The organism is Rhizobium sp. O111 (assembly GCF_055616315.1).
In genome coordinates this window covers 3731293-3747104 of sequence record NZ_JBSHXL010000001.1, presented here as the reverse complement: position 1 = coordinate 3747104, position 15812 = coordinate 3731293, and the positions used below count along the sequence as shown (strand labels likewise).

Below are 15812 nucleotides of genomic sequence, written 5' to 3'. Positions count from 1 at the left end.
GTTGCGCGTTCGCGCGCCGCTTATGCGTGAAGATTGGCGATCAGCCTGTCGGCCGTGGCCTCGTTGAGTGCCATTGGGATATCATAGACGATCGCAAGGCGCATCAAGGCCTTGACGTCGACGTCGTGAGGCATGGGGGTCAGCGGGTCGACGAAGAAGATCAGGGCATCGACCTCACCGGTGGCAATCAGCGCGCCGATCTGCTGGTCGCCGCCGAGCGGGCCGCTTTTCAACCGGGTGACATCGAGCGAGGGAGCGGCATCGAGAACGCGGCCGCCGGTCGTACCCGTCGCGAAGATCGTCCAGTTCGCCTTGAGCGTCTCCTCGTTGCGGCGGGCGAATTCCGCCATGTCGTCCTTCTTCTGGTCATGCGCGATAAGCGCAAGGCACTTGCGGCCGGCCATCAGAAGCTCCCCCTCTAAATTCACTGGCATAATTCAATCGATTTGACCGCTTCTATACGAAGCGATCAGGGTTTTAAAGAGCGGTGTCGCGGCGTTCAACCGGCATCATTGCGCTGCAGGCTTGTCATCCGGGATCGGGCCGAGATCGGGCAGCTCGTCGTCATTGGCGGCGGGCGGCGCGTCAATGGGTTGAGCGCGGAGCACTTCGGCGGCCGAAGGGCCGCCATAGGTCGCGGCGCGGACAGAGGAGACCGCGGGCGCATCGAGAACCGCCTGGCAAGCCTTGGGCAGGTCCGACACCATGACCTCGCGCGGCTTGACCGGCTTGGCATCCGGCTTCGGCGGCTTGGGCTTGGCCCAAGGCGCCGGGCTGAACCACCAAGCGAGCGACTTGTCGCAACCATCGCCGGCCACCACGGGCGCCTGCGGCTTGCAATTGGCAGCACCCGGCGGGCACTTGATGCGGATGTGGAAGTGGGAATCGTGGCCGTATTCCGGGCGCAGCTTGCCGAGATTGGTACGATCGCCAGTCCACGTGTCGCACATCTTCTTCTTGATCGCCGGATTGACGAAAATGCGCTCGACCTGCGGATAGCTCGCGGCACGCATCAGGAGACGGGCGTGAGCTGGCGTCCAGACATTCGGGTTGATCGTCAAAAACGCGTTCTTCTGCAGCATGGTCGTGAAGGGCAGCGCCTCGCGCTGTTCCGCCGTCATGCGGAAGTTGGGCATCGGCGTCAGCCAGATATCGGCATCGAGGCCGATCTGGTGCGAGGCGTGGCCCGTGATCATCGGGCCGCCGCGCGGCTGGGCGATATCGCCGACCAGCAGGCCCGGCCAGCCATCATATTTGGCGGCATCGCGCGACAACTGCTCGATGGTGGAGAGCATCGCCGGATTGCCCCAGCGGCGATTGCGCGACAGACGCATGGCCTGCCAGTTCGGACCATCGGTCGGAAGCGCCTCGGCGCCGGCCATGCAGCCCTTGGCATAGAAGCCGTAGGGTTGCGGAGCACCCTGCGTCGGAAGCTGAACGCCGCCGAAGATCGCCTTGGCGCTGCCGGGGCTCGGCTGCTTCTGCTGGGCGGCAACATCGCCGGCGACGAGGCTGGCGCCGATCGCAGTGGCCAATGCCAGTTTACCGATTGAAGAGAGCGCCTGCGCGATGCGGAAAGCCATGCCGTATCCTGAACTGCTGCCGACCAAGGTCGAGTGATTTGCACCCGTTTTACCGTGAAATGCGATTCTGGTGAATCGATGTTTTTCACGGGCGATTGCGAGACATCGCGTCGGCCGGCAGCGCCGCATTCAGGCGTTGGCGAGGATGTCGGCGGTTTTGCGGATGCGCGACAGGCGCGGGAAGATGCGCTCGCAGGCGAAGGCGTGCATCTCGGCGGTGAAGGTCGTCATCGCATCCTCGGCGGCGATGACCGCGTAATTATGGGCGAACGCATCGCGGATCGTGGCCTCGACGCCGAAATTGGTGGCGATGCCGGTGAGAATGACCGTCCGGATGCCGCGACGGCGCAGCTGCAGATCGAGCTCGCTGCCGTAGAATGCGCTCCATTGATGCTTGGTGATGCGCACATCCGGCGTCAGAGCCGCGATCTCCGGCGGTTCGCGCAGCGCCTCGGCCGGCAAGCCACCCTGTGGGAAGGCGATCGGTTCGTCGGTCGGCTGGTTGACAGCATCGGCATAGTCCGCGGAAAATCCGATGGTGACGAAGACAGTCGTGCCGCCGGCCGCTTTCAGCGACTTGGCAATCGCGGCGGTATTTTCGATCACCTGCTGAGCGGAATGAGGCGCGACGGGCCTGGAAATGATAAAGCCCTGCAGATCGATGGAGATCAGGGCGGTGGTCTTGGGATCGTAGAGGGACATGGAAGGCTCCGGAATAAACATGAGGATATCCTCACAATTGGAAATATGAGGATGCCCTCACAAAAATCAAGTGCCGATTCGATCGATCGCTCGCCGAAGCAGAAGCGGGGGCACGAGCGCGTCGCGATCCTGACCGAGGCGGCCGCCAAGGTTTTTCTTGAGAAGGGCTATGAGGCCGCGACGATGACGGAGATCGCCGCCGAGGCGAAATCCTCGATCGGCTCGCTCTACCAGTTCTTCCCGACCAAGCCGGTGCTGGCCGAAGCGCTGCACATCGAGCGGATGCGGCAGCTGAACGCAGCACTGGTCGATCTGCAGAACGAGGTGGGCGGCAAGCGGGCGTCCGAGATAGGCGACGCGATCTTCGCGCGGCTTGGCGCCTTTCTGCAAGATTACCGCGAATTTCCGGTGCTGGCGGCGCGGCGCGACATCCCCAAGGAGCGCAAGGTGAAATCGCGGGCGGAGCTGCGCGGCAACATCAAGGCGCTGCTGCAGAAGGCGAGCCCTTCTGTCAGCGACGATCTCGATCTTCTGTCGGCACTGGTGCTCGAGCTGCTGAGGATCATCGTGACAGCGGCGCACGATCCCGATATCGGCGGCGATCCGCGCATGGTGGCGGAGTTGCGGGGGATGCTGCGCAAAAGGCTGGAGGAAGCGACGGCCTGAGCGACCACGCTTGCGCTCACATTTGCGCGAAGCCGGACAAAAAAGGTTGCGTCACCTGTTTTTCGCCAGCATTTCGCCTATCCTCGAAAAAAGCGAAACAATTGGGGCTGGCGAATGGCGCGTGCGTGGTCGAGACTTGGTTTGGTGTTTTCTCTGTTGGGCGCTGCCGCCCTGCCCTTGCAGGCCGTCGCCCAGGAGCCGGTCTTCCGGATCGGAACCTCCACCATCGGCGAGCTGAAATACAAGCCGGGTTTCAAGCATTTCGACTACGTCAACCCGGATGCGCCGAAGGGCGGCAATCTGAGACTTTCGGCATCGGGCACCTACGACACGTTCAATCCGCTGCTTTCCAAGGGCCAGGCTGCCGTTGGCCTGACGCTGCCGTTCGAGACGCTGATGAAATCGGCGGATGACGAGTTGCTCGCTTCCTACGGGCTGCTGGCCGAAGGGCTCTCCTTTCCCGATGACGTGTCGAGCGCGACCTTCCGGCTGCGCGCCGAGGCGAAGTGGGCGGATGGCAAGCCGGTCACGCCAGAGGATGTGATCTTCAGCTTCGACAAGGTGAAGGAGCTCAACCCGCTCGCCTCCAACTACTACAAGCACGTGGTGAAGGCCGAGAAATCGGGCGAGCGCGACGTGACCTTCACCTTCGACGAGAAGAACAACAAGGAACTGCCGAACATCTTGGGCCAGCTGGTGGTCGTGCCGAAGCATTGGTGGGAGGGCACCGGGGCTGACGGCAAGCCGCGCGATATCGCCAAGACCACGCTGGAACCTGTCATGGGCTCCGGCCCCTACAAGATCGCAGCCTTCACGGCCGGCGCCACGATCCGCTACGAGCTGCGCGACGACTATTGGGGCAAGGACCTCAACGTTAATGTCGGGCAGAACAATTTCGGCTCGATCAACTACACCTATTACGGCGACCGGGACGTCGAGTTCGAGGCGTTCCGGGCCGGCAACAGCGACTACTGGCAGGAGACGCTCGCGGCGCGCTGGGCGACCGGCTATGACTTCCCGGCGGTCAAGGAAGGCCGCGTGAAGAAGGAGGACGTGCCGAATGCGCTGCGTGCCACCGGCATCATGCAGGCAATGGTGCTGAACACCCGCCGCGACGCGTTCAAGGACGAGAAAGTGCGCGAGGCGCTGAACTACGCCTTCGACTTCGAGGAGCTGAACCGCACCGTCGCCTTCAACAGCTACAAGCGCATCGACAGCTATTTCTGGAACACCGAGCTCGCTTCCTCCGGGCTGCCTGAGGGGCGCGAATTGGAGATCCTGAACGGCCTCAAGGACAAGCTTTCGCCTTCGGTGTTCACCACCGCCTATTCGAACCCTGTCGGCGGCGACCCGCAGAAGAGCCGCGACAACCTGCGCACGGCGATCAAGCTGCTCAAGGAAGCCGGCTGGGAGATCAAGGGCAACCGCATGGTCAACGCCCAGACCGGCAAGCCGATGAGCTTCGAGATCCTGCTCTCCAGCCCCGTCTTCGAGCGCTGGGCCGTGCCCTACGCCAACAATCTCAAGAAAATCGGCATCGATGCGCGGGTGCGCACGGTCGACGCTTCGCAATATACCAATCGCGTGCGCAGCTTCGACTACGACGTGATCTGGAACGTGTGGGCCGAAACGATGAACCCCGGCAACGAGCAGGCCGACTACTGGGGATCGGGCTCCGTCAACCAGCAGGGCTCGCGCAATTACTCTGGCATTTCCGACCCGGCGGTCGATGCGCTGATCCGCATGGTGATCTTTGCGCCCAATCGCGACGAGCAGGTGGCGTCGATCAAGGCGCTCGACCGCGTGCTGATGGCGGGCCACTATGTCGTGCCGCTCTTCTACCGCGACACGCAGTCGATTACCTACTGGAACACGATCACCCGGCCGGCCGAATACCCGACCTACGCGACCGGTTTCCCCGACGTCTGGTGGTCGTCTTCCGCCAAGAAATGAGCGGACTTGCATTGGCCTGACGGCTGGGCTCCAAATGGGCCAGCCGAATCACTTCGGACCATGATCAGCGCCGGTATTGACCGGCAGAGGAAGGCTTGACGATTGAGCGGCGATAGACTGGACAGCCTACGACAGAACTCCCCGGAGGCCGCTCGCTGATGGGAGCCTATATCCTTCGCCGCCTGCTTTTGATGATCCCGACCATTATCGGCATCATGGCCATCTCGTTCACCGTCATCCAGTTCGCGCCGGGCGGACCTGTCGAGCAGGTGATCGCGCAGCTGACCGGCGACGCGCAGGGCGCTGACGCCCGCCTTTCGGGCGGCGGCGGCGACCTGATGGGATCAGGGATGGATGAAGGCGGCTCGAAATATCGCGGCGCGCAGGGGCTCGATCCCGAACTGATCAAGAAGCTCGAGAAGCAGTTCGGCTTCGACAAGCCGCCGCTGACGCGCTTCGGCGAGATGATGTGGAACTATATCCGCTTCGATTTCGGCGAGAGCTTCTTCCGCAACACGTCCGTTCTCGACCTGATCAAGGACAAGCTGCCGGTCTCGGCCTCGCTTGGCATCTGGATCATGATCTTCTCCTACGGCATCTCCATTCCGCTCGGCATCCGCAAGGCGGTGAAGGACGGCTCGACCTTCGACGTGTGGACCTCGGGCGTGATCATCATCGGCTATGCTGTTCCGAGCTTCCTGTTCGGTATCCTCTTGATCGTGCTTTTCGCCGGCGGCTCCTTCTACGACTGGTTCCCGCTGCGCGGTCTCGTCTCCGACAATTTCGACCAGTTGGCGTGGTGGCAGAAGCCGCTCGACTATTTCTGGCACCTGGCGCTGCCGCTGATCTCGCTGTCGCTTGCGGCATTTGCCACGACGACGCTGCTCACCAAGAACTCCTTCATCGAGGAGATCAAGAAGCAGTATGTGGTGACGGCGCGCGCCAAGGGGCTGAACGAGCGCAAGGTGCTCTACGGCCACGTGTTCCGCAACGCCATGCTGATCATCATCGCCGGCTTTCCCGGCGCCTTCATCTCGGCCTTCTTCACCGGATCGCTGCTGATCGAGAACATCTTCTCGCTCGATGGGCTGGGGCGGCTCGGCTATCTATCCGTGGTCAACCGCGACTACCCGATCGTGTTCGCGACGCTTTACATCTTCTCGCTGCTCGGCCTGTTCGTCAGCCTGATCTCCGACCTGATCTACACTTGGATCGATCCGCGCATCGACTTCGAGCGGAGGGACGTGTGATGGACACCGCCGCAAAGCCCGCCACCGCCACGCCCGTCAAGCCGCCGCGCAAGGGGCTGCTCTCGCCCACCAACATCAGGCGCTGGAAGAACTTCAAGGCCAACCGGCGCGGTTACTGGTCGCTCTGGCTGTTCCTTCTCATCTTCGGGCTCAGCCTGTTTGCCGAGTTCATCGCCAACGACCGACCGATCATCGCCTCCTACAAGGGCGAGATCCTGTTTCCCGTTCTGGTCAATTATCCCGAGGAGAAATTCGGCGGCTTCCTGGCCGAGACCGATTATCGCTCGGACGTGATCGCCGACGAGATCAAGGCCAATGGCTGGATGATCTGGCCGCCGATCCGCTATTCCTACCGCTCGGTGAACTCCAACATCCCGCACTCGGCACCGACCGCGCCCTTCTGGATGATGGGCGAGCAGGAGCGCTGCTCCGGCTATCCGCAAGGGGTTAACGACCCCAACTGCACCTGGAGCAACCTCAACTGGCTGGGCACCGACGACCAGGCTCGCGACGTGCTCGCCCGCGTGATCTATGGCTTCCGCATCTCCGTGCTGTTCGGGCTGGTGCTGACCATCTGCTCGGCCGTCGTTGGCGTCAGCGCCGGCGCCATCCAGGGCTATTTCGGCGGCTGGACCGATCTTCTCCTGCAGCGCTTCATCGAAATCTGGTCGTCGATGCCGGTGCTTTACATCTTGCTGATCATCGCCGCGATCCTGCCGCCGGGCTTCTTCGTGCTGCTCGGGATCATGCTGCTGTTCTCATGGGTCGGCTTCGTGGGCGTGGTGCGCGCGGAGTTCCTGAGAGCCCGCAATTTCGAATATGTGAGGGCTGCGCGGGCGCTCGGCGTAGGCAACCGCACGATCATGTGGCGGCACCTTCTGCCAAACGCGATGGTCGCGACGCTGACCTTCCTGCCCTTCATCCTCTCCGGCTCGATCACCACGCTGACCTCGCTCGACTTCCTCGGCTTCGGCATGCCGCCAGGCTCCCCCTCGCTCGGCGAGATGATCGCCCAGGGCAAGGCCAACCTGCAGGCGCCGTGGCTGGGGCTGACGGCATTCTTCGCGATGTCGATCATGCTGTCGCTTTTGATCTTCATCGGCGAGGCGGTGCGCGATGCGTTCGATCCGCGAAAGACGTTCGGATGAGGGCGGCCTCGTCATGGCAGGGGTTTGCGGGTAGAGTTGCTGGCGTTGCAGCTTTTGGAGCGTGGCCGTCATGAACAAGATTGTGCGTGATCATTATCCTGTCGCCAACCTTCCCGAGGATTTGAGGGAGGGATTTGCCGACGATGCAACGGTGCGTGTCGTGCTTGAGGTCGAGGATAAAGCCTCCTCTGATCACGACGTCTACCCCGGTCTGCGCGATTTCCAGACTGAGCCCAAGAAGCCACTCACCGGTGCCGAACTTATTAAGCTGATCGAGGATTATCAGGCGCTTGGCCACCCCCCCGTCAGCCAGGAAGAAGCCGTCGCTCGCATACGCGAATTGCGTGACGAGTGGGACTACTGATGCCCGCGATAAAGAAGGTCTACATCGACACCAATATCTTTATCCTGGCGTTCGAAAATGCTGGCATGGCCACGCAACTGCTGAGAAAGCTTTTCGCGATCAAAAGCAAAAGGCCGCTCTTTGCTACAAGCGAACTGACCCTCTCGGAGCTGCTGGTCAGGCCCTTTCGTGACGCCAACAGCAGACTGGTCGATGCATATGATAGAACGATCGTCTCAAGTCCCTGGCTTGAGGTCGTTCCAGTCGGAAAACCCGTTCTTCGGCATGCCGCACTATTGAGGGCGAACTACCCAAGCTTGAAGTTGCCCGATGCTATTCATGTTTCAACGGCCTTGGCAGCGGAATGCACGCATATACTGACAAGCGACACCGGCTTGAAGCATGACTACGAAACCAAGCGTGCGGACGCGGCACCAAAGCGTTCACCCCTCATCACTCTCCGCCCCGACGACGCCACCCTGACCTCCCTGATCGAGAGCCTGTCCTGATGTCCGACCCCCTGCTGTCCGTCCGCAATCTTTCCGTCGCCTTCCACCAGGGGGGCGCGACGTCAGTGGCTGTCGATGGCATTTCCTTCGACGTCAACAAGGGCGAGGTGGTGGCGCTGGTGGGAGAGTCCGGATCGGGGAAATCGGTATCGGCCAATTCGATCCTGCGGCTGCTGCCCTACCCCTCTGCCAGCCATCCCTCCGGCGAAATCCTGTTCAAGGGAAAGGATCTCCTGAAAGCATCCGACAAGGTGCTGCGCGAGGTGCGCGGCAACGACATCACGATGATCTTCCAGGAGCCGATGACCTCGCTCAACCCGCTGCACAATATCGAGAAGCAGATCGCCGAGATTCTGGAGTTGCACCAGGGGATCAAGGGACAGGCGGCGCGCACGCGGGTTCTCGAACTGTTGAACCAAGTGGGCATCCGCGAGCCGGAGAAGCGGCTGAAGGCATATCCGCACGAGCTCTCGGGCGGGCAGCGGCAGCGCGTAATGATCGCTATGGCGCTCGCCAACCGCCCGGAACTCCTGATCGCCGACGAGCCGACGACGGCGCTCGACGTTACCGTGCAGGCGCAGATCCTCGAACTCTTGCGGCAGCTGAAGGGCCAGCATGGCATGTCGATGCTGTTCATCACCCATGACCTCGGCATCGTGCGCAAGTTCGCCGACCGGGTCTGCGTGATGACCAAGGGCAAGATCGTCGAGACCGGAACGGTCGAGGAAGTCTTCACCAATCCGCAGCATCAATATACCCGCCATCTGCTAGCCTCCGAGCCGCGCGGCGAGCCGCCGCTTGCCGACAGCTCCAAGCCGATCGTGATGCAGGGATCGGACATCAAGGTCTGGTTCCCGATCAAGGCTGGCTTGATGCGCAAGGTGGTGGATCATGTGAAGGCGGTCGACGGGATCGATCTTTCGCTGCGCGCCGGGCAGACGCTGGGTGTGGTCGGCGAATCCGGATCGGGAAAGACGACGCTTGGGCTGGCGCTCACCCGCCTAATCTCCTCGCAGGGGCGGATCAGCTTTGTCGGCAAGGATATAGCCAGCTATTCATTCACCGAGATGAGGCCGCTGCGCAACCAGTTGCAGGTGGTGTTCCAGGACCCTTACGGCTCGCTCAGCCCGCGCATGTCGGTGGGCGATATCATCGCCGAGGGGCTGAAGGTGCACGAACGCGGGCTCTCGTACGAGGAGCGCGACCGGCGCGTCTGCTGGGCGCTGGAGGAAGTGGGGCTCGATCCGACCACCCGCTGGCGCTATCCGCATGAATTCTCCGGCGGCCAGCGGCAGCGTATCGCCATTGCCCGCGCCATGGTGCTGAAGCCGCGTTTCGTGATGCTCGACGAGCCGACATCGGCGCTCGACATGAGCGTGCAGGCGCAGGTGGTCGATCTCCTGCGCGACCTGCAGCAGAAGCACGATCTGGCCTATCTCTTCATCAGCCACGATCTGAAGGTGGTTAAGGCGCTCGCCAACGAGGTGATCGTGATGCGCTTCGGCAAGGTGGTGGAACAGGGGCCATCGGCCGATATCTTCCGCGCGCCGAAGGACGATTACACAAAGGCGCTGATGGCGGCGGCCTTCAACATCGAGGCGCGGCCGACGCCCGCAGTGCAACACTAACGACATCAGAGCCCAGACAACATGTCAGCTTCCAAGCCAGCCCCCATTCTCGTCGATCTCAAGTTCAATCCCGATACCGTCGCGCGCATCCTGAAGACCGCCTTTCTCGATCGCGGCAGCATCAATATCGCCGATCCCGAGACGAAGGGCCGGGATCTTTCCGATCTCGACTATGCGCTGCTGTGGAAGCCGGATGCGGATCTCTTCGAGCGGGCGCCGAACCTGAAGGTGATCTTTTCGGGCGGCGCGGGGGTCGACAGCTTCATGAACCTGCCCGGCCTTCCCGACGTGCCGATCGTGCGCTTCGTCGACCACAGCCTGACGACGCGGATGAGCGAGTGGGTGGTGATGCAGTGCCTGATGCACCAGCGTGGGCAGGCGGAGCACGACCGGCTTCAGCGGAAGCACGAATGGGGCAAGCAGGTGGCGCCCGAGGCATCAGAGCTCACCGTCGGCGTCATGGGCCTCGGCGTGCTCGGCCAGGATGCGGTCAAGAAGCTGACGGTCATGGGCTTCAACGTCATCGGTTGGTCGCGCACCGCTAAACAAATCGATGGCATCGAGACATTCGATGCGGCCGGGCTCGACGCCTTTCTGTCGAAGACCGACATCCTTGTGGGCCTGCTGCCGCTGACGCCGGAGACGACCAAATTCTACAACGCGGCGCTGTTTTCCAAACTCCGCCAGGGCGGCGCGCTTGGAAAGCCGGTGTTCATCAATGCCGGGCGCGGCAAGAGCCAGGTCGAGGCCGATATCGTCTCGGCGATCGAAAGCGGTGTGCTTGGCGGCGCTTCGCTGGATGTCTTCGAGGTTGAGCCTCTGCCTTCGGAAAGCCCGCTCTGGGATCTGCCTGGTGTCTTCATCACACCCCATGATGCGGCAAGTTCGGAGGAGAATGCGCTGTTTCGCCATGTGGAGCGGCAGATCGCCCGCTTCGAGCAAGGCCAGCCGCTGCAATATGTGGTGGACCGCAACCGCGGTTACTGAGGCGGGAACCATCGTTGCCGGTGGCCGTTTCTTTTCCTGATGTTTTAAGGGCGGCCGATGCCGCCCGGTTTGGGAAGGGGCAGGCATGGTCGAGCGGATCGAGAGACAGTGGAGCGAAGGCGGCCACCGCGAAGAGACGGCAAAAGACGCAATGGCTGGGCGGACCAAGCGAAAGTCGCCCACCAGCCTGCGCATCTTGCGCGTGCTGATCGCGGCGCTGCTTTTGGCGTTCGCCGTCTGGATACCGGTCGAAATCTGGAGCCGCTATAACCTGCCGCAACCGGACGAACCCACGCATGCGGAGCCCTCCCCGGCGCAGGGCGGTGGCGGACTATCCGGCACCGAGGCACCGACGCCCGCCGGGCGGGCAAACGCGCCGCAGACGAACGCGCAGTAGGCGGGCCGACGCTTGGCCCTGCTTTCGAGGAAATGGCGGGGTCTTATTTGTTCTGGACATTACCGGCGCAGTTTTCGATAAGAAAGCGCACAGGCCGGTTGTCGTGCGCCTTTCTCGGCGCCTGCACCCGGATTGGATAGGGTGGAATCGATGGCGAAGACAGATATTGCACGGCGCGTTTACAACCACGCTTGGAAACTCGACCCGATCGTCCGCAGCCTGATCGACACGGACTTCTACAAGCTGTTGATGCTGCAGATGATCTGGAAGCTTTATCCCGACGTTAACGCAACCTTCACCGTCATCAACCGCACCAAGCGGGTGCTGCTTGCCGAGGAGATCGACGAGGGTGAACTGCGCGCGCAGCTCGACCACGCACGCACGCTTCGGCTCTCCAAGAAGGAGATGATCTGGCTGGCGGGTAACAGCTTCTATGGCCGCGCGCAGATCTTCGAGCCCGAGTTCCTCGCCTGGCTGTCGCATTTCCAGCTGCCGGAATACGAGCTTTCGAAGCGCGACGGACAGTACAGGCTCGATTTCCACGGATCGTGGAAAGAGACCACGATGTGGGAAATCCCCGCACTCGCGATCATCAACGAGCTGCGCTCGCGCTCAGCGCTACGCGCGCTCGGGCCGTTTACGCTCGACGTGCTCTATGCCCGCGCCAAGGCGCGCATGTGGGAGAAGGTCGAGCGGCTGCGCGAACTGCCGGGCCTGCGCATCTCCGACTTCGGCACGCGGCGGCGCCATAGCTTCCTGTGGCAGCGCTGGTGCGTCGAGGCCTTGAAGGAAGGCATCGGCGCCGGCTTTACCGGCACCAGCAACGTGCTGCTCGCCATGGACAACGATCTCGAAGCGGTGGGAACCAACGCGCATGAGCTGCCGATGGTGGCGGCCGCGCTTGCCGAGACCGACGAGCAACTGCATAACGCGCCCTACAAGGTGCTGCGCGACTGGAACAAGCTTTATGGCGGCAATCTTCTGATCGTGCTTCCCGATGCCTTCGGCACAGCCGCCTTCCTGCGCGACGCGCCGGAATGGGTGGCGGACTGGACGGGTTTCCGCCCCGACAGCGCGCCCCCGATCGAAGGCGGCGAGAAGATCATCGAATGGTGGAAGAAGATGGGGCGCGACCCCCGGCAGAAGATGCTGATCTTCTCCGACGGCATGGATGTCGATGCGATCATCGACACCTACAAGCACTTCGAGGGCCGCGTGCGCATGAGCTTCGGCTGGGGCACCAACCTCACCAACGACTTCGCCGGCTGCGCGCCGACCGAGATTTCAGGCCTTAACCCTATCTCGATCGTCTGCAAGGTCAGCGACGCCAACGGCCGCCCGGCCGTCAAGCTCTCCGACAACCCACAGAAGGCGACGGGCGAGCCTGAGGAAGTGCAGCGCTACCTGAAGTTCTTCGGTACCGAGGATCTGGTCGATCAGGCCGTTCTGGTCTGAGACGCGGTTTACGGCGCATGTGCTTTGGGATGAGGGAACGGCCACGTGATCTCGTGACAGCGACGTGACGTCAATCTGCCGCCCGACCCCGTTCTTAAGTTAACGGCAGTCGCGTTCCGACGCTGCCTTTACAACATATTGGCGGGGATGCAAGGCGGCTTGCCGCGCGTGCTTCCTGATCTCCATCATTCGGACCGAACGGGCGCCTCGCTCTCGGGCGCCCGTAATCAGCTTACTTGACGACGAGGATGGCCTTGCCGCGGACCCTGTCGTAGAGGTCGATGATATCCTGGTTGAACATGCGCACGCAGCCGGAAGAGGCGTTCTTGCCGATCGAGCGCCATTCTGGCGAGCCGTGGATGCGATAGAGCGTGTCCTGGCCATCCTGGAAGATATAGAGCGCGCGTGCGCCGAGCGGATTGCTGAGCCCCGGCGGCATGCCCTCTTTCCACTCGCTGAGCTTCGGATTGCGGCCGATCATCGCCGGCGTCGGCGTCCAGGTCGGCCATTTGCGCTTCCACTGGATCACCGCCCGCCCCTTCCAGGCGCGGCCCTGGGCGCCGAGGCTGACGCCATAGCGGATCGCCCGGTCGTTCTTCAGAATGAAATAGAGGAACTTGGTCTCGGTATCGACGACGATCGAGCCCGCCGGCTCATCGCTATGATAATCGACCTCCTGCCGCAGATAGCGCGGATCGACCTCGGCATAGCTGATCGCAGGCAGACGATAGTTGCTGTCATCGAGATCGGCGTAGATCAGCGGATAGTCCGGCTTGTCGACCGGGCGCTCGGGCTGCGACACGGCGGCCTCGGCGACAGGTGCTGCGGCCTCGACGACCGGCGGCTTGGGCATGGCGACGTCGACCGGTTGGGAAGGAAGCTGCGTGCAGGCCGCAAGCAGCGAAACGCCGGCCGCCGCGACAAGCGACCGAAGAATGGAAAGTCTATGCAATTTCAGGGTATCCAATGCGAGAGGTAAGCTGTGATCCCTCTCCCTGGCCGGGCATCGGTGACCAAATTGTGTTCGCGGAAGGAAATACAGAGGGGCCCGGGAGCTTCGGCGCGGGCCTGTTGGCGGAATGCAACAGGGTGGCGAAGTGCTGGGCGTAGGGCGCAAAAAGCCAGTGTCGGCTAGCGGATCGCACGTCGTTGGGGAGACGGAGATAGCAGCATCGATTTCCGAGGAAATGGCGGACAAGGTGGGATTCGAACCCACGGTACGCTTTCACGTACACACGCGTTCCAGGCGTGCGCCTTAAACCACTCGGCCACCTGTCCTGCTGCTTGATTTGGCACCCTTCGGCGCAAATCGTTGGAACGGCGCGATATATACCGAGGAATTTTCAGGGATCAACCTAAATCTAACAGTTTTTTGACTTCTTCCAGCAAAAGTGCCGGAATGCGGTCCATTGCGGTTCCGGCGGCAGGGCACTAGTGTCTCGATGCCTTGGAGAATGGGCGCAACTGGCCGGGCCAAACCCGGCGGATCGGTGGCGGAGAGTGTAATGCGTTTCCTTTTGCGTTTGGCGAGCCTGATCGCGCTGGCGGTTGCGGTGATTGCCGGAACGATCGACAGCATCCAGTCCGTGGCGGCATCTTCCGTCGTCATCACGCCGATGGGCGACGCGTGGCAGGACATGAGCGCATCCTCCTTCGAGGCGCTGCAATCGACCATCGCCTACTATATCCACCCCCGCTTCTACACGATCGGCTTTCAGTGGCTGATGATGCAGCCGGCCTTCGCGGTGTTCCTCGTGCTTTCGCTCATCCTGTGGATGGCGGGGTACAAGAAGCCGCCGGTGGCCGGCCGTTTCGCGGCTTAGGCGAGACGCCGGTCTCAAGCATCATTTGCCCGTATTTCTGCTACCTGACGTGGCGGCGATCGCCCTTGGGTGCTCAGACGCGTGCAGCTTAGAGCTTGACGCCCACGCGGGCTCGGGCGCAGCGAGGTGTCTCAAATGGCTAGAAAAATCGCATTTTAGCGGCGCTTTTGCGTAAAAAGCGATTGCGCTGGCCGGTTTTTACGCAAAGTCGGCGATTTTTTACCAGCCGAAAAATTTCTCGTGAATTTTCATTGGAGCCATGCAAGGATGCGGCAAGCCAGGCCTCCGGGGGGAGGTCGGTGTTCCGCAGACATGCCTGAAAACGGGCTTGCGGGAGGACCCCTAACAAATAGCAACAACAGGGCTGCACAATGAAAAAATCCCTTCTGACCGTCCTTGCCGTGGCTGCCATGTCCACGACGGCGCTCGCTGCCGACGTCAAGCCGGCACTGGTCTACGGCACCGGCGGAAAGTTCGACAAGTCGTTCAACGAAGCCGCCTACAATGGCGCCGAGAAGTTCAAGAAGGAAACCGGTATCGCCTACCGCGACTTCGAGCCGACCGGCGACACCCAGGGCGAACAGGCCATCCGCAACTTCGCCAGCCGCGGCTTCAACCCGGTTGTTGCCGTCTCCTTCGCCTGGACCTCGGCGATCGAGAAGGTTGCCGCCGAATTCCCGGACACCAAGTTCATCATCGTTGACGCCGTTGTCGACAAGCCGAACGTCCGCTCGGTCGTCTACAAGGAAGAAGAAGGTTCGTACCTCGTCGGCGTTCTCGCCGGCATGGCTTCGAAGACCGGCAAGGTCGGCTTCGTCGGCGGCATGGACATTCCGCTGATCCGCAAGTTCGAGTGCGGCTACGAGCAGGGCGCACGCGCCGCCAACGCCAAGATGGAAGTGTTCCAGAACATGACCGGCACGACGGGTGCTGCATGGAACGACCCGGTTCGCGGCGGTGAGCTCACCAAGAACCAGATCGACCAGGGCGCCGACGTGATCTACGCGGCAGCCGGTGCAACCGGTCTCGGCGTTCTGCAGACCGCCGCCGACAACAAGAAGTTCTCGATCGGCGTCGATTCGAACCAGAACCATCTGCATCCGGGCTCGGTCCTGACCTCGATGGTCAAGCGCGTCGACCTCGCCGTCTACAACGCCTACACCGACACCAAGGCCGACAAGTTCACCGGCGGCGTGCAGTCGCTCGGCGTCAAGGAAGACGGCGTTGCTGCTGCCATCGACGACAACAACAAGGCGCTGATCACGCCTGAAATGCTGGCCGCCGTCGAAAAGGCCAAGGCAGACATCATCGCGGGCACCGTCAAGGTTCACGATTACACCTCGGACAACGCCTGCCCGAAGTGATCCG

16 protein-coding genes and 1 tRNA gene are annotated in these 15812 nt (G+C 62.1%); 12 read left to right on the top strand and 5 right to left on the bottom strand.

Annotation, left to right across the window (positions count from 1 at the left end; all coding sequences use genetic code 11):
• Positions 1–20 precede the first annotated feature (20 nt).
• The 3 genes from ACVTFQ_RS18690 to ACVTFQ_RS18680 form a co-directional block, all read right to left on the bottom strand.
• Positions 21–404 carry a methylglyoxal synthase gene (locus ACVTFQ_RS18690; protein ID WP_047506724.1) on the bottom strand — a complete coding sequence of 128 codons (384 nt, stop codon included), beginning with the start codon at positions 402–404 and terminating at the stop codon, positions 21–23.
• A gap of 105 nt (positions 405–509) precedes the next feature.
• Entirely contained in the window at positions 510–1583 is a 1074-nt protein-coding gene (mepA, locus tag ACVTFQ_RS18685; RefSeq protein ID WP_111563121.1) for a penicillin-insensitive murein endopeptidase, read from the bottom strand.
• A 129-nt stretch (positions 1584–1712) separates the two neighbouring features.
• A complete protein-coding gene (locus tag ACVTFQ_RS18680) occupies positions 1713–2285 on the bottom strand; it encodes a hydrolase (protein ID WP_111563258.1) in 573 nt (190 codons plus the stop codon).
• A 51-nt stretch (positions 2286–2336) separates the two neighbouring features.
• On the opposite strand from ACVTFQ_RS18680, the gene ACVTFQ_RS18675 reads away from it, so the two are divergent.
• From ACVTFQ_RS18675 to pncB, 10 genes are all read left to right on the top strand, one after another.
• Positions 2337–2951 carry a TetR/AcrR family transcriptional regulator gene (locus tag ACVTFQ_RS18675; protein ID WP_111563120.1) on the top strand — a complete coding sequence of 205 codons (615 nt, stop codon included), beginning with the start codon at positions 2337–2339 and terminating at the stop codon, positions 2949–2951.
• A 114-nt stretch (positions 2952–3065) separates the two neighbouring features.
• Positions 3066–4904 (top strand): extracellular solute-binding protein, encoded by a 1839-nt coding sequence (locus ACVTFQ_RS18670; protein WP_111563119.1) that lies wholly within the window; start codon positions 3066–3068, stop codon positions 4902–4904.
• 158 nt (positions 4905–5062) lie between these two features.
• Positions 5063–6154, top strand: a complete 1092-nt coding sequence (locus ACVTFQ_RS18665; protein ID WP_111563118.1) for a microcin C ABC transporter permease YejB — start codon at positions 5063–5065, stop codon at positions 6152–6154.
• Complete coding sequence (locus ACVTFQ_RS18660) at positions 6154–7302, top strand: ABC transporter permease (RefSeq protein WP_037188387.1); 1149 nt, start codon at positions 6154–6156, stop codon at positions 7300–7302. Before ACVTFQ_RS18665 ends, ACVTFQ_RS18660 begins: the two co-directional genes overlap by 1 nt.
• Before the next feature lie 70 nt (positions 7303–7372).
• A complete protein-coding gene (locus ACVTFQ_RS18655; protein WP_111563117.1) occupies positions 7373–7666 on the top strand; it encodes a hypothetical protein in 294 nt (97 codons plus the stop codon).
• Positions 7666–8154, top strand: a complete 489-nt coding sequence (locus ACVTFQ_RS18650) for a type II toxin-antitoxin system VapC family toxin (RefSeq protein ID WP_111563116.1) — start codon at positions 7666–7668, stop codon at positions 8152–8154. Before ACVTFQ_RS18655 ends, ACVTFQ_RS18650 begins: the two co-directional genes overlap by 1 nt.
• Complete coding sequence (locus ACVTFQ_RS18645) at positions 8154–9782, top strand: ABC transporter ATP-binding protein (RefSeq protein WP_111563115.1); 1629 nt, start codon at positions 8154–8156, stop codon at positions 9780–9782. The genes ACVTFQ_RS18650 and ACVTFQ_RS18645 overlap by 1 nt, the downstream gene beginning before the upstream one ends.
• 21 nt (positions 9783–9803) lie before the next feature.
• The gene (locus tag ACVTFQ_RS18640) at positions 9804–10769 is read left to right on the top strand and encodes a 2-hydroxyacid dehydrogenase (RefSeq protein WP_111563114.1); all 966 of its coding nucleotides are present in this window, start codon (positions 9804–9806) and stop codon (positions 10767–10769) included.
• An 85-nt stretch (positions 10770–10854) separates the two neighbouring features.
• Positions 10855–11166 carry a hypothetical protein gene (locus ACVTFQ_RS18635; protein WP_111563113.1) on the top strand — a complete coding sequence of 104 codons (312 nt, stop codon included), beginning with the start codon at positions 10855–10857 and terminating at the stop codon, positions 11164–11166.
• 150 nt (positions 11167–11316) lie between these two features.
• Complete coding sequence (gene pncB / locus ACVTFQ_RS18630; protein ID WP_047506704.1) at positions 11317–12621, top strand: nicotinate phosphoribosyltransferase; 1305 nt, start codon at positions 11317–11319, stop codon at positions 12619–12621.
• Between the two features lie 232 nt (positions 12622–12853).
• Here pncB and ACVTFQ_RS18625 read toward each other — a convergent pair whose 3' ends face one another.
• The gene (locus ACVTFQ_RS18625) at positions 12854–13573 is read right to left on the bottom strand and encodes a L,D-transpeptidase (RefSeq protein WP_313760010.1); all 720 of its coding nucleotides are present in this window, start codon (positions 13571–13573) and stop codon (positions 12854–12856) included.
• A gap of 236 nt (positions 13574–13809) precedes the next feature.
• Positions 13810–13899, bottom strand: a tRNA-Ser gene (locus tag ACVTFQ_RS18620).
• Positions 13900–14126: 227 nt separating this feature from the next.
• Here ACVTFQ_RS18620 and ACVTFQ_RS18615 point away from each other — a divergent pair.
• Positions 14127–14444 carry a hypothetical protein gene (locus ACVTFQ_RS18615; protein ID WP_111563111.1) on the top strand — a complete coding sequence of 106 codons (318 nt, stop codon included), beginning with the start codon at positions 14127–14129 and terminating at the stop codon, positions 14442–14444.
• Positions 14445–14815: 371 nt separating this feature from the next.
• Positions 14816–15808 carry a BMP family lipoprotein gene (locus ACVTFQ_RS18610; protein ID WP_018899202.1) on the top strand — a complete coding sequence of 331 codons (993 nt, stop codon included), beginning with the start codon at positions 14816–14818 and terminating at the stop codon, positions 15806–15808.
• Positions 15809–15812: the final 4 nt, after the last annotated feature.

Coding starts and splice junctions, on each gene's coding strand:
- pncB (WP_047506704.1), top strand. CDS start 11,317: ATGGCGAAGACAGATATTGCACGGCGCGTTTACAACCACGCTTGGAAA.
- ACVTFQ_RS18675 (WP_111563120.1), top strand. CDS start 2,337: ATGCCCTCACAAAAATCAAGTGCCGATTCGATCGATCGCTCGCCGAAG.
- ACVTFQ_RS18645 (WP_111563115.1), top strand. CDS start 8,154: ATGTCCGACCCCCTGCTGTCCGTCCGCAATCTTTCCGTCGCCTTCCAC.
- ACVTFQ_RS18640 (WP_111563114.1), top strand. CDS start 9,804: ATGTCAGCTTCCAAGCCAGCCCCCATTCTCGTCGATCTCAAGTTCAAT.
- ACVTFQ_RS18615 (WP_111563111.1), top strand. CDS start 14,127: ATGCGTTTCCTTTTGCGTTTGGCGAGCCTGATCGCGCTGGCGGTTGCG.
- ACVTFQ_RS18635 (WP_111563113.1), top strand. CDS start 10,855: ATGGTCGAGCGGATCGAGAGACAGTGGAGCGAAGGCGGCCACCGCGAA.
- ACVTFQ_RS18680 (WP_111563258.1), bottom strand. CDS start 2,285: ATGTCCCTCTACGATCCCAAGACCACCGCCCTGATCTCCATCGATCTG.
- ACVTFQ_RS18665 (WP_111563118.1), top strand. CDS start 5,063: ATGGGAGCCTATATCCTTCGCCGCCTGCTTTTGATGATCCCGACCATT.
- ACVTFQ_RS18650 (WP_111563116.1), top strand. CDS start 7,666: ATGCCCGCGATAAAGAAGGTCTACATCGACACCAATATCTTTATCCTG.
- ACVTFQ_RS18660 (WP_037188387.1), top strand. CDS start 6,154: ATGGACACCGCCGCAAAGCCCGCCACCGCCACGCCCGTCAAGCCGCCG.
- ACVTFQ_RS18655 (WP_111563117.1), top strand. CDS start 7,373: ATGAACAAGATTGTGCGTGATCATTATCCTGTCGCCAACCTTCCCGAG.
- mepA (WP_111563121.1), bottom strand. CDS start 1,583: ATGGCTTTCCGCATCGCGCAGGCGCTCTCTTCAATCGGTAAACTGGCA.
- ACVTFQ_RS18610 (WP_018899202.1), top strand. CDS start 14,816: ATGAAAAAATCCCTTCTGACCGTCCTTGCCGTGGCTGCCATGTCCACG.
- ACVTFQ_RS18690 (WP_047506724.1), bottom strand. CDS start 404: ATGGCCGGCCGCAAGTGCCTTGCGCTTATCGCGCATGACCAGAAGAAG.
- ACVTFQ_RS18670 (WP_111563119.1), top strand. CDS start 3,066: ATGGCGCGTGCGTGGTCGAGACTTGGTTTGGTGTTTTCTCTGTTGGGC.